This is a genomic window from Spiroplasma taiwanense CT-1 (assembly GCF_000439435.1).
Classification (GTDB): Bacteria; Bacillota_I; Bacilli_A; order Mycoplasmatales; family Mycoplasmataceae; genus Spiroplasma_A; species Spiroplasma_A taiwanense.
In genome coordinates, this window is the sequence record NC_021846.1 from 83,454 (window position 1) to 97,130 (window position 13,677).

General features: G+C 23.7%; 10 protein-coding genes, 1 other RNA gene and 1 riboswitch. Of the genes, 10 read left to right on the forward strand and 1 reads right to left on the reverse strand.

The genetic code is table 4. The features are described 5' to 3' along the window. The first annotated feature begins 4 nt into the window (after positions 1 to 4). From smpB to trmB, 5 genes are all read left to right on the forward strand, one after another. Complete coding sequence (smpB, locus tag STAIW_RS00400; protein WP_020833914.1) at positions 5 to 448, forward strand: SsrA-binding protein SmpB; 444 nt, start codon at positions 5 to 7, stop codon at positions 446 to 448. A gap of 252 nt (positions 449 to 700) precedes the next feature. Then, positions 701 to 1,112: a transfer-messenger RNA gene (gene ssrA / locus STAIW_RS05745) on the forward strand. Positions 1,113 to 1,155: 43 nt separating this feature from the next. Then, positions 1,156 to 3,102, forward strand: coding sequence for an EAL domain-containing protein (locus STAIW_RS00405; RefSeq protein ID WP_020833915.1), 1,947 nt, complete (start codon positions 1,156 to 1,158; stop codon positions 3,100 to 3,102). A 15-nt stretch (positions 3,103 to 3,117) separates the two neighbouring features. Then, positions 3,118 to 4,557 (forward strand): magnesium transporter, encoded by a 1,440-nt coding sequence (gene mgtE / locus STAIW_RS00410; RefSeq protein ID WP_020833916.1) that lies wholly within the window; start codon positions 3,118 to 3,120, stop codon positions 4,555 to 4,557. A gap of 16 nt (positions 4,558 to 4,573) precedes the next feature. Further along, positions 4,574 to 5,224 (forward strand): tRNA (guanosine(46)-N7)-methyltransferase TrmB, encoded by a 651-nt coding sequence (trmB, locus tag STAIW_RS00415; protein WP_020833917.1) that lies wholly within the window; start codon positions 4,574 to 4,576, stop codon positions 5,222 to 5,224. Here trmB and STAIW_RS00420 read toward each other — a convergent pair. Further along, positions 5,221 to 5,769 (reverse strand): hypothetical protein, encoded by a 549-nt coding sequence (locus tag STAIW_RS00420; protein WP_020833918.1) that lies wholly within the window; start codon positions 5,767 to 5,769, stop codon positions 5,221 to 5,223. The genes trmB and STAIW_RS00420 overlap by 4 nt on opposite strands. Positions 5,770 to 5,905: 136 nt before the next feature. Further along, a riboswitch (purine riboswitch) is annotated at positions 5,906 to 6,001 on the forward strand. A 138-nt stretch (positions 6,002 to 6,139) separates the two neighbouring features. Between STAIW_RS00420 and STAIW_RS00425 the strand changes: the two genes are divergently transcribed. The 5 genes from STAIW_RS00425 to STAIW_RS00445 all read left to right on the forward strand — a co-directional run bounded on the left by STAIW_RS00425 (position 6,140) and on the right by STAIW_RS00445 (position 13,649). Continuing rightward, entirely contained in the window at positions 6,140 to 7,465 is a 1,326-nt protein-coding gene (locus tag STAIW_RS00425; protein WP_020833919.1) for a BMP family ABC transporter substrate-binding protein, read from the forward strand. Between the two features lie 101 nt (positions 7,466 to 7,566). Then, positions 7,567 to 9,096 (forward strand): ABC transporter ATP-binding protein, encoded by a 1,530-nt coding sequence (locus tag STAIW_RS00430; protein WP_020833920.1) that lies wholly within the window; start codon positions 7,567 to 7,569, stop codon positions 9,094 to 9,096. Beyond that, on the forward strand, positions 9,096 to 10,928 hold the full coding sequence (locus STAIW_RS00435; RefSeq protein ID WP_020833921.1) for an ABC transporter permease: 1,833 nt from the start codon (positions 9,096 to 9,098) through the stop codon (positions 10,926 to 10,928). The genes STAIW_RS00430 and STAIW_RS00435 overlap by 1 nt, the downstream gene beginning before the upstream one ends. Then, a complete protein-coding gene (locus STAIW_RS00440; protein WP_020833922.1) occupies positions 10,915 to 11,838 on the forward strand; it encodes an ABC transporter permease in 924 nt (307 codons plus the stop codon). The genes STAIW_RS00435 and STAIW_RS00440 overlap by 14 nt, the downstream gene beginning before the upstream one ends. 1,001 nt (positions 11,839 to 12,839) lie before the next feature. Next, a complete protein-coding gene (locus STAIW_RS00445; RefSeq protein ID WP_020833923.1) occupies positions 12,840 to 13,649 on the forward strand; it encodes a purine-nucleoside phosphorylase in 810 nt (269 codons plus the stop codon). Positions 13,650 to 13,677: the final 28 nt, after the last annotated feature.

The following is a 13,677-nucleotide window of genomic DNA, read 5'->3' on the forward strand; positions in this document are numbered from 1 at the left end:
TTAAATGGGAGAACATATTCTTTTAAAAAATAAAAAAGCCTATTTTAATTATGAAATTTTGGAAACATGAGAAGCAGGAATTGTTTTAACTGGGCCCGAAATTAAATCAATTAGAAAAAAAGAAGTTTCTATTGATAAATCGTTTATTTTAATTAGAAAAAAACAAGTAGAAATATTAAATATGAATATTAAAAATTATGAATTTTCTCATAATATATTTTTAAATCCAACTAGAAATAGGATTTTATTACTTAATAAAAAAGAAATTGAAAAAATTTTAAAGAGAGTAAAGTTAGAGAATTTGACAATTGTTCCTCTAAAATTATATTTAAAAAATAATTTTGCAAAATTAGAGATTGGACTTGGAAAAGGTAAAAAATTAATTGATAAAAGAGAAACAATTAAGAAAAGAGATATTGAAAGAAAACTAAAAAAAGTATATAAATAATTTAGTTTTTAAATAATAAAAATATTTTTTTTTGATAAAATTAAATTGAGTTAATATTAATATTAACTCACTAGGGGTAAAAAATTAAAAAAAGTAGCATTAACTTTAAGTTCAATTTGAATACTTGCGAAATTTCATATTTTCAGCAATAAAAGTATTTCAATAATAAAAGAAATAAAAAATGGGGAAACTTTTTCTCAATTTTTGTTATATAAATTCATTTTTTCTTTAATTGTTTTATAATAAAATTATGGGGATGTCCCGGTTTCGACAGGATATATTGGACTCATGACTGCAGTGGTTTGGTAGACCTTAATACTTCTAGGTTTGATAAAATGCAAACGATAAAAAAAATGAATTTGAAATGCCAGCATTTATGATCAATAATGCATCAGCTGGAGTTGCATTAGCAGCTTAATAAACTTTTAAGTTTATAGCACTCAACGCTACATGGTGTTTTTGTACTTCATCAAGATAGTGTATTACCTAGTACAATAGAATAAGTGACTTTAATGATAAACTTGTTTGAATTTAAATCATTAACACTATAAAATTAAATTTTGTTAACTCTGTTGTTTTATAGTGTAATTTAGAGTTAAATAAACTGTAGGCGTTATGGGTTGGAGTATTTTGGACGCGGGTTCGATTCCCGCCATCTCCACCATTTTTTTATTTTTAATTGTTTTATAAGAAAAGGAAGTGAACGTGTGAATTTTTTAATTAGTTTGATTGCGTGTTTTTCTTATACAACAATTATGGCTTTTTTTTATACAATATTTTGAGGCTTAACAAGACATTTATTTATAAAATTAACAATATATTATGAATTATTTTTGGGATTTGTTTTGGGATTTTTCTCATGTTTTTCTATTTTAATAATTAGTTTAATTAATGAAGAACAAAAAAATCTAGAACTAACTGTATTGCTTCCAACTTTTCTATATTGGATTTCAATATTTTTTATTTCAATATTTTCATCAATTGGAATATTAACTTGCAATATTTTAAACTTGACACTATTTTCTTCATTATTTCCTCAATATTTTGGTTCAATAAACAATAATTGAACTATGACATTAATAATTATTTCTTATTTAATGCCTTTATTCTTAAATTTAATTAAACATAGATTTAAAAATTTATCAATTTGAGGAAATTGATCAATTACAACTTTAACTCTCTTACTTGTTGGATTAATTTGAAATTTTTCAATTATAAAAACTCAATCTGGAATTCTTAATTCAGTTAATTTACTTTTTTGATTAGGAAGTGGTTATTTAACATATGCATATATTGCAATAATTAATCAAATTTATATTCATGCATTAAAACTACAAAATATAGTAACATATGAAAATACATATTATTTAAATTTTTCCTCAGCTCATAAACAAGTTTTAAATAATATTAGTATTAATAAGGTTAGACATGGTGTTTATTTAACTTATTTTATTTCAAATTTTGAAACTTTTGAATCAAAAGTAAATGGTAATACAAAAGATTTTATTGTTAATTCAATTTCAACAGAAACATATGAATTAATAAAAACAAATTTTTCAAATGTAACTTTTTTTAAACCTAATTATAAAACATTTGCTGCTTTTATACCTATAGAAATTAAAACTGATTTTAAAGAAAAAAATAATTCACATATTCATAAAGTAGAAGAAATAATGAAAAAAGTAAATACAAAATTCAAAATTAAAGGTTATAAAATATCTGTAAAGCTTAAATCAATTTGTTCATATTATGGATTACATTCAAATAATTTGGAAACATTGCTTGACTATAATAGATATGTTGAACAAAATTTAGTTTTGAATAAAGATCAAAATAATGTCATTGTTAATCCTATAGAAATCTTGAATGAGCAAAATAAAAATAAAAAAATTATTTCTTTAAATGAGGTTGCAAATTTAAATCAATTTGTAACCTTATTTGAACCTATTTTTAATTTAAGTATTAATGATTTTGATAGTTATTTTTTAAATGGCTTGATTGATGGTGTAGAAATTAATTCGGATTTATTTGAAGAAAAATTTAAATTAATTAATGATATGGGATTAACTTCTTTATTTTTAAGATTTATATCTCTACAAGCATTAAAAAAATTAAGTAAACAAAACAAAAATATTTTAGGAAAACAAATATTTTTAAATTATGACAGTGATTTTTTGTCTTCTACAGAATTTAATGTAGATGAATTTATTTTAAAATTAAAGACTTTGAAATTGGATTTATCTAAATTAACTTTTAATTTTAATTTAAATAAAGAAGTTAATGATAAAGTTAATTTGGAAAAAAATATTATAAAATTAAAGAAATATAAAATAAAAATATCTGCATTTAATTTTGGTTCAGTTGACTCAGACTTTACTTTTTTAAATATTTATAAACCTGAATTTATTTTCTTGGAAGCAGATATATGTAAAAAAATAAACTCTATAAAAGAAAATGAATTAATTATTAAAGATTGTATTAATATTTCAAACAAAATTGAAGCAAAATTAATTGCTATTAATGTTGATAATTATATTAGTTATAAAAAATTAAAAGAATTAGGAATAAGTTTATTTACAGGAGAATTGATTGGTAGTTCAATTGAACCAAAGGAAATTATTTCAGAAGAATTAAAATTTTTATTAAGTAAGTAGAAAGGAATAAAAAAGATGTTAGACCCAAAAGAAGCAGAAGAATTATTTATAAAAATTGAGAAACTAATAAATGAAAATAATATAAAAGAATTAAGAAAGTTATCAGAAGACCATTATCCACAAGATATTGCAGATGCTCTTGAGCAACTTGAGGATAAACAAATAATATTAGCATTAAGAGTTTTTACAACAGATATTAGTTCTGAAATTTTTCCTTTTTTAGATAATGAAATTCAAGAAGAAATAATTACAAAATGAAATTCCAAACAAATTAAGGAACTATTTGATGAATTATATACAGATGATATAGTTGATATTTTGGAGGAAATGCCTTCTAATATTGTTAAAAAAATTTTGCGTGCATCAACTCCAGAATCACGCTTACAAATAAATGAAATACTAAAATATAATGATGAAACTGCTGGGAGTATAATGAACGTTGATTATACTAAATTAAGAACTGAATGAACGGTTACTAAAGCAATTGAAAAAATAAGAGATAAAAACAGTATTAATGAAAATCAAACAACTTTTTATGTTGTAGATAATTTAAATAATTTAAAAGGAATAATAGAACTAAAAGATTTAATTTTTTCAAAAGGTACAGAAAAAATAAAAAATGTCATGGATGAAAGAGTACTATATTCGTATACAACAGATGATCAAGAAGTTGTTGTAGAATTATTTAAAAAATATGATATTACAACTTTACCAATAATTAATAATCAACAAAAACTTGTTGGTATAGTAACAGTTGATGATATTATTGATGTTATTGAAGAAGAAGCAACAGAAGATATTCATAAAATGGCTGGAATTAATCCAATTGAAAATGAATATTTTAAAACCAGTATTTGAAAAATGGTTAAATCAAGAAGTATTTGATTATTATTTTTAATGGTATCTGCAACTTTATCACAGATGGTTATTTCAACTTTTATGAAAATTTATGGCACAGTCGATAGTATACATAATTCAAATGGTAATTGAGATATAACATATATTGTGACAATGTTATTAACACCTCTTTTAACAGTAATATCAGGGACTGCTGGTAATGCAGGAAGTCAATCATCAACAATGGTTGTTAGAGCTTTGTCCTTAAAACAAGTAGATACAAGTGATTTTGCAAAAGTTTTATGAAAAGAATTTAGAGTTGCTTCAATTACAGGAATTATATTGGTGAGTATTAATTTTATTAGGATTATTATAATTTATTCTATTGAATATAGAGGAAATTTAAATCATATTGAATTATGATACTCAATTGCAACATTATCAATTGCTATGTATATTGCATTAATATGTTCAAAATTAATTGGGGGAAGCTTACCAATAGTTGCTAAAAAAATAAAGATTGATCCAGCAGTTATGGCTGCCCCATTATTAACAACATTAGTTGATGCATTATCAACTGCTGTATTCTTTTCAGTAGGGTTAATATTTTTTATGTAGAATATAGGAGTTAAAAATGAGACTAAGAAATAAAAATTGAACAAAAGAATATATTAAAAATTATAATCAGTATGTACTTGACAGTTCATTAATTAATAATCTAGAGAATTTATTTAAAAATAATTATCCTACTTTTTTAGAAATTGGTTGTGGAAAAGGAAAATTTTTAATTAGTCAAGCAATTGATAATCAGAAGAAAAACTTTATTGCAATGGAAAAAGAAGCTACTGTTATTGGAGTTGCATTAAAAAAAGCAATTACAACTAAGGAATTGGAATTAAATAATTTACTTTTTTTAAACTCATATGCAGAAAAATTGCAAGATATTCTTGAACCGAATTGTCTTGATGGAATTTATTTAAATTTTTCAGATCCTTGACCAAAATTAAGGCATGAAAAAAAGAGATTAACACATTTAAAATTTTTAGAAATATATTGAAAATTATTAAAAAAGGATGGTTTTATTGAAATAAAAACTGATAATGATAATTTATATAATTTTAGTTTGCAACAAATAGAGTTATCAAATTTTAAATTATTAGAAAAGACAAATGATTTATATAAAAATCAAAGATTATTAAAGGATAATGTTGCTACAGAATATGAAGAAAAATTTCATAAGATGGGAAAAAATATAAATAAAATAATAATTAAAAAAGAGGATTAATCTTTTAATTTAAGATTTTCCTCTTTTTTATTATATTGCTCTAAATATTCTTTTTTAAAATCATTGTTATTTTGAATTAAATATTTTGTTATTTCAATGAAAAGATATATATAAATAAAATTGATCATAAATAAAATTAAATAAATTCATCATGAATCTTTGGCATTTATAACTCAACTTACTTTATTTATTAGTGAGCCACTTGTCATTTCAATAAAAAAACATCCAATTGTAAAAACCAAAAGAAAAATATAACAGTAGTTACTTTTTATAACATTTACCTCTTGTTCTTTTGTTTCTAAATCTGTTTTTATTTCCAAATTGTAAAATAGACTAACCATGGTTTTTCCAATATTTAAACAAACACAAACTAAGTAAACTAATATAAAATTTAATAAGATTTGAGAAGCTCAAGAAACTTTTGTTTTTGTTTCCATTGGTGAACTTAAAATTATTATTAATGTAATAACAATTATTGAAAATGTTAAAGAACCAAATCATAAAATTGACTTCTTTAAAGTTGGTTTAACTGTTTTAAAATTCATAATTAATCACCTAATTATAATTATAATGATTTTTTATAAATAATAATTTTAAATATTTATTTACCTTTATTCAAAATAAAAAATAAAATTTTATTTGTAAGTATAGTTTTTTACATTTTTTTTGATTAAAATAAAAATGTAAATTAAATAAACGGCTTATATATTTCAACATAAAGGGTTGAAGTTTCTACAATACACCAATGTATTAGCTATGAGCATAATATATGTGTAAAAAGGAGGAAAGCAAATCTCTAATTATTTATAAGATGATTAGTATGCTTTCTTTTTATTTACATACAATATGATTGGGTTGATTTAATTAATTTACACGGTTTCAATGTTTAAATTATGCTTAAAAGGAGAAAATAATATGAAAAAATTACTATCAAGTTTAATGGCAGCTGCAATTGTAACTTCAAGTGCAGCAACAGTTGTTGCGTGTGGAGGAGGTTCTGGAGAAAAAATTTGACTTATAACAGATACTGGAAAAGTAGCTGATAAATCATTTAATCAATCAGGATTTGAAGGTGGAAACTACTTTAATGAAAATATGCTGGGAATTAAGAGAGAAATTAATAAAACTGAACCTCAAGAGTTAACAGAATTAGAAGCGGCATATGAAAATGCAAAAGCTGATGGAGCACAAGTTTTAATTTTACCAGGATTTCATCACGCTCTTGAAGGTCAAAATAAAGCAGCAGATATTATGGGAGAAAGTGGAAGCACAATTATTTTGGATAGTACTCATGCTGGAAAAACAAATCAAATTGGAGTTATGTTTAGAGGAGATGTGTCAGGATTTTATGCCGCTTTTTCTTCATTAGTTCAATTAGCAGAAAATAAAGCAAACGTTATTAAAATGGCAACATATGGTGGTACACACAATGCTGGAGCAGTAGATAATTTTATGGTAGGCTATTTAGCAGCAATTGAAGTTTTTAATAAAATAAACTCAGAGGATGCTTATTCAGAAATAAAAACAAGTCTAGGATTAGATGAAAATTTAGTTACTGCAGAAAGAATACAGAAAGAGGCACCTACTGCGGATGATGATTCAAAATGATTTACTAATTCTTTTGACCCAGGTAAAGGAAAGACTATTTCAGAAAATTTAGTTACTAGTGGTGCAGATATTATAATGCCAGTTGCAGGTCCACAAACAAAAGATACATTAGATGTAATTTCTCAAAAAAATGCGTCGACAATGGTTATTGGGGTAGATACAAATCAAGCTCAACAATATAGTGATGCAACCTATGCAGGAAAATTTTTAACATCTGCTGAAAAAAGTTTAAAAGATGCTACAATAATTTCTTTAGGGCACACAAAATCATTTATAAGTGAAGAAGGAGTGCAAGATAAAACTCTAGAATATGCTACAAATAATAATGCTACATTTACAATTGAAAATTCAGAAGGTAATTTTGAAAGTTATGATTTAACTAAAAATAAAGCAGAAACTTGAGAAGGTAAAACATTATGAATGGGTGGGAAAGCTTCAACAGGAGAAGGCAATTTAGTTACATCAGAAAATTATTCAAAAGTAACCTCACAAATTTCTTCAGAAGTTTTAGAAAAAGTTTCAATTGAATTATTTAAAGAAATAGCAAAAGACAGCAGCGCAAAAAATATTTTATCAGATGAAACAATTATTAATTATGCTAATACAATTTTAAAGGCAATTGAGAATAAATAAAATAATATAGTATTATATTATTTATAAGTGAAAAATAATATAATAAATTTATAAGCTGATATTGATAAATAAGATATCAGCTTTTTATAAGGAGAAATAAAGTGGTAAATAATATTATTGAAATGAAAAATATTACTATGATATTTAATAAAAAAATTATTGCTAACGAAAATATTGATCTCGAAATTAAAGAAGGAGAAATTCATGCGTTGATTGGTGAAAATGGTGCAGGAAAGTCAACTTTGATGTCAATTCTTTTCGGTATTTATAATCCAACAAAAGGAACAATAAAAATAAGAAATAAAGAAGAAGTTATTTCAAATCCAATTAAGGCAAATAGATTAGGAATTGGAATGGTGCATCAACATTTTAAAATGGTGGATATTTTTCCTTTATGAAGAAATATTTCTTTGGGTTCAGAAAAAAGATTAGGTAAAATGTTTATTGATTCAAAAACAATAAAAGAAGATATTTCAAATATTATGAAAAAATATAATTTAAATGTTGATTTAAATATTAATGCTGAACATGCAACTGTTGGTATGAAACAAAGAGCTGAAATACTAAAAATTTTATATCAAGAAAATGATATTTTAGTTTTTGATGAGCCAACTGCTGTTCTTACACTACAAGAAATTGATGGTTTTTTAGAAGTCTTATTAGAATTACAAAAAAATGGAAAAACTATTATATTGATAAGTCATAAAATGAATGAAATAAAAAAAGTTGCAAATAGAGCAACAGTTTTACGTAGAGGTAAAGCAATAGGAACTTATGATTTAAAGAATACTTCAATTGATATTTTGTCTGAAGCAATGGTTGGAAGAAAACTAGTGGAAATAAAGAATAATTTTACTAATAAGAATAAAACAAAATTATTAGAATTAAGAAATATTTCTGTTCATAAAAAAGGTTATAAAAAAATTCAAGCTTTAAAAAATATTTCCTTTGAAGTAAAAAGAGGTGAAATTGTTGCTATAGCTGGTGTTGAAGGAAATGGTCAATTAGAATTGGCAGAGGCAATTTCAGGAATGACACGTCCATTTCAAGGTGAAATTTTTATTAATGAAGAGGATATAACAAAAAAAGGAATATCTCAAAGATTTATAAAGTACAAAATGTCACATATTCCTGAAGATAGACATAAACACGGATTGGCATTAGATTGAAATTTAATAAATAATTCAGTTTTTGAAGATATTTCAACTCCAAACTTTTCAAGAAAGGGTATTTTAAGAAAAGGTAAAATGCAAAAACATGCTCAAGAAATTATTGAGAAATTTGATGTAAGAAATGCAGATTTTGGTTTTTCTATTGCTCGTCAATTATCAGGGGGAAATCAACAAAAATTAATTATAGGAAGAGAAATGTCAAGAGAGTCAGATTTTTATTTAATTTTTCAACCAACTAGGGGATTAGACATTGGTTCAATTGAATTTATACACTCAGAAATATTAAAGTTAAAAAATGAAAATAAAGGTATTTTACTAATATCTTATGAGTTATCAGAAATTATTTCACTTGCAGATAGGATATTAGTTGTTAACTCTGGTGAAATAATCGGAGAAATTGAAGGTGTCAATGCTGATAGAACAGTTATTGGAAAAATGATGATGGGGGTGAAAAATTAATGAATTTTAAACTTAAAACTTGAGTTAAAAAAATGAAATTTAATGCACAATTAAATTCATCAGAAACTAAAAAAACAGCAAGTTATTTTAAGGCAAGTATAATTTCAATTTTAATTGGAATAATATTAACAATGATATTGATTTCTTTTTTAGGAGCTAACCCTTTTGAATTTTTTATAAAAACATTTAATGTTGTATTTACAAGAAATATTAATCTTCAAAATGCTTTATCATGATTTGTAACTTATTCATTGTTTGGATTAGGTCTTGCTATTGGTTTTAAAATTGGTTTATTTAATATGTCAGGATCTGGTCAAGCCATAATTTCAATGGGAATAACAGGAATTATGTTAATTAAGTTATTTGGAAAACAACCAGATATTAATAGTGCTAATGGTTCAATAATTTTTCTTATTTTAATAACAATGATTTTTGTATCTGTACTATTATCATCAATAACAGGAATACTAAAAGTATTTTTTAATATTCACGAAGTGGCAACTTCAATATTGCTTAATTGAACTGTATGATATATTTTTAAGTGAGCATTTATGAGAAATGGTTGAAATTCTTCAACTCCATTAATTCCTTCAGAATGAATTGAATTAGCAGGTTTGAAATGACTATTTCCAATAATATTAATGACAATTGTATTTGTTAGTGTTTGGCTTATTTTAACTTATACAACAATAGGGTATAAATTTAAATTAGTGGGAACACAAAAAGATGCTGCAAAATATATAGGAATAAATTATAAAAAATATATAATTTCTGCAACAGCAATTCAAGGACTTTGTATTGGATTGGGTTCATTTGTATACTGATGCGCAATTAAGAGGTCATATTCTTTAAATTCTGATGTTATTCCAACTATTGGTTTTGATGCAATTGCAATTGCATTACTTGCATTTAATAATATTTTAGGAATTTTACCTATTTCACTTTTATGAGGAACATTAAATGTAGGAATGACCGCAGCGATTCCATCTTTTTCAGAACTAGGAAGAGAGATATCACCATTGGTATTTGGTTTTGTTGTTTATTCATCAACTTTTGTTTCATTATTTATTAGATTTAAACCAATAGAAATTATTAAATTTAATATTTATTATTACTATTTTGATTTAAAAACTAGAAAAATAGTTCAAGAAAAAAATATAGAAATTAAAAAAATCAAAGAAGAAATTAAAAAAATTAAAAATAATAATTTTAATACAGATTATCAAAATTTAATTTCTTTATATAATGAAGTTTTGCAATATAAAAATAATTTGCAAAAAATGCCAAAAGAAATATCTGGAAAATTTTTATTGGAAAAAAATGAATCAATTTTGTTATGAAAAAGAAAAATGGAACAATTAAAAGAAGAAATAAAAGATTTAAAATTAGAAGGTTATGATTCTTTTAAACATAGGAGTTACAAAAATATTAAAACAAGTTTTTCATTAAAAAGTAAAAGATTAGGATGAAATTTATTAAATCCTGCTATAAAGGAATTAAGCGAATTAGAGGATTTAAAAATTAAATATGAGGCTGAAAAAAGAAAATTAACCAAACATAAAAAAAAGTCAATTCGATTAATTTCAATAAAAAATGAAAAAGAAAATATTAAAAAAGTAGAAGAAAAATTAAATTTAAAATGAAAAGAAATAATTTTTGATTTAAATAAAAATAAGCAAAATTTAAATATTCAAAAAAAACAAAATTTAAAGTCAGCTAAAGAAGAATTGAAATTATTCTTACAAAATAAAAAAGTATTATCAAAAAAAGAATTCCAACTTTTAAAGTTTGAAACATTAATGAAATTAGGTGAAAAATATGGATGTCGCTAGTTTATTTCAATATACAGCTGAGTTTTTTATAATTTTATCTTTAGCAGCACTTGCAGGTATGATTTCTGAAAGAGCTGGAGTTGTTAATGTTGCAATTGAAGGTTTTATGACATTAGGAGCATTTCTTATTTCTACTTTTGGAAGTTTAACATATAGTCAAAATAATAATTGAATTCAAATAATTTGATTTATTGTAATTTTGGCAATTGGGGCAGTAATTTCATTAATGCATTCTTTTGTTTCAATAAAATTAAAGTGTGATCAGATTATTTCTGGAACAGCAATAAATTTATTTATGCAAGGTTTTGCACTTTTTATGGTAACTTCTGGTGTAATTGGAGGAGATAAAAATTTTATTGATGGTAAATGAAAATATATAACATTTGGCAATCAATCAATTTTTACCTTCTATTTATTAATTACAATTTTAATAACTGCAATTTTAGGATGCTACTTTTCATTTACAAGAACAGGAAATAGACATATAGCTGCAGGGGAAAATCCAAACGCACTTGATGCTGTAGGTATTTCTGTTATTAAATATAGATATTTTGCAGTTGCGGCCTCGGGCGCAGTTGCATCATTGGCAGGAGCATTATTTGTTATATTAATAAGAATTTCTTCATTTTATGGTTCAGTTGATGGTTTTGGTTTTATTGGTTTGGCATTAATGATTATTGGGCAGTGAAGAGTTAAGTTTATTACATTATTTTCCTTATTCTTTGCATTTATTTTTGCTTTTGTAAGAATTTCTCCAATAAGTTTAGGCCTTCCAGCCTTTTTCTCTCAAAATGGAATTTTACTTCAGGCATTTCCATTTATACTTTCACTTGTAACAATGGTGGCCATTTCTAAATTTAGTAGACCACCAGCTGCAAATGGAAAACATTTTGATAAATCTAAAAGGTAACTTAATAAATAGACATTTGTTTAAAAAATTTGATTGATTAAATCAAATTTTTTAAATTCAATTAATGTAAAAATAATTTATATAGCATATTCTTTTTCACATTTCTTATAAGATAATTTTTCTTAAAGTAATATACTAATTGTAAAAATAACTTTGTTGTTTCTTTCACAAGATGTTAATCACAGAATTAATGAAAAATTTCTCATTAAATCAAAAACTAAATTTTATTATTTTCCCTTAAAAACTAAACTTTAAATTATAGAAATAATAAATATGAAATTTTTATTAACTCAATGTCAAATAGTATTTTAATTTTGCCATTAATTAATATTGTAATTTAAGAAGTTATTACTATTGAAAATAAAAATTTAAAAGAGGAAATAAATTATAAAAATCCACTTCCATATTATACAAATGTTATTGAGTATTTAAAATTAGTGTAAGTTTAAGAGATACAATTACAATAGCAACACCAGTAGATACAATCTAACTGTTTGAGAACAAGTAATAGTTGTAACTGTACATGAAACAATAAAAGGAATACACAAAGTATAAGGAAGAAAAAAAGTTTTAAGTTACAGAATAAATGTACAAATTCCATGAATCATAATGCTTAGATTTGATTTTGAAACTGCCATTTACACGAAGTCCAAAATATAGAAATTAAGAACTTAAATTACTTTTGGGAGTAATTATTCATAATTACAAAGGTTTAGTGAGAGTTCCTGAGAAAAATAATCTATATATTCAGATAAATAGAAAAATGAGTTATGAATATTTGCACAATTAAAATTGGTACAAATGAAAATAAATTAGAATTAAAAGTAAATTAGTATGACACAATATGTTTAAAAATAATTAAATGAAAAAAAAATTTTACATATCTTAAAAAGAAGATAAATTTTTTTATCATACTTTAATTGTTTAATTTTTTACTAATTTTTAAAAAATAAAATTTATATTTAATTCTTATAGTTTAATTATTACAGAAAGAGGTTTTTATGAAAGAAATTAGAGAAGTTGAAAAATTTTTAAAATCAGAATTTAATGAAAAAATAGGTATAGCAATTATACTAGGGAGTGGACTCTCAAATTTAACTATGGATTTAGAAATTATTAAGGAAATTGATTTTGAAAAAATTCCACATTTTACAAAAAGTAATATAATAGGACATGATTCAAAAATAATTCTTGCAAAGTATAAGGAAAAAATAATTCTTGCATTAAAAGGAAGATTTCATTTTTATGAGGGTTATGATATATCAAAAGTTGTTTTACCTGTTAGAGTATTTGCATTACTTGGTATAAAAAATTTAATTGTTACAAATGCATGTGGGGGAATAAGTGATTATTTAAATCCTGGAGATATCATGTTAATTGAAGATCAAATAAGCATGTTTTGTCCATCACCATTGAGAGGTGAAAATATTAATGAATTGGGAACAAGGTTTCCTGATATGACTGAAGCTTATAATAAAGATTTACTTGAAAAAACTTTAGATATTGCAAGTAAAAATAATATTCTTTTAAAAAAAGGGATTTATGCTTTTTTTCAAGGACCAATGTATGAAACACCAGCAGAAATTAGAGCTTATAAAAATTTAGGAGCTGATGCTATTGGAATGAGTACAGTTCCTGAGGTAATCGCTGCAAATCATGCAAATATAAAAGTTTTAGGAATTAGTTTAATAACAAATAAAGCAGCAGGACTTGGTGGAAAACTAAGTCATAATGAAGTATTGGAAATCGCACAAGCTTCAGAAAACAAATTAAAAGAACTTGTAAAGTTAATTATTGAAAAAGTATTTTAAATGATAATATATTTTTAGTTAAAAAAGG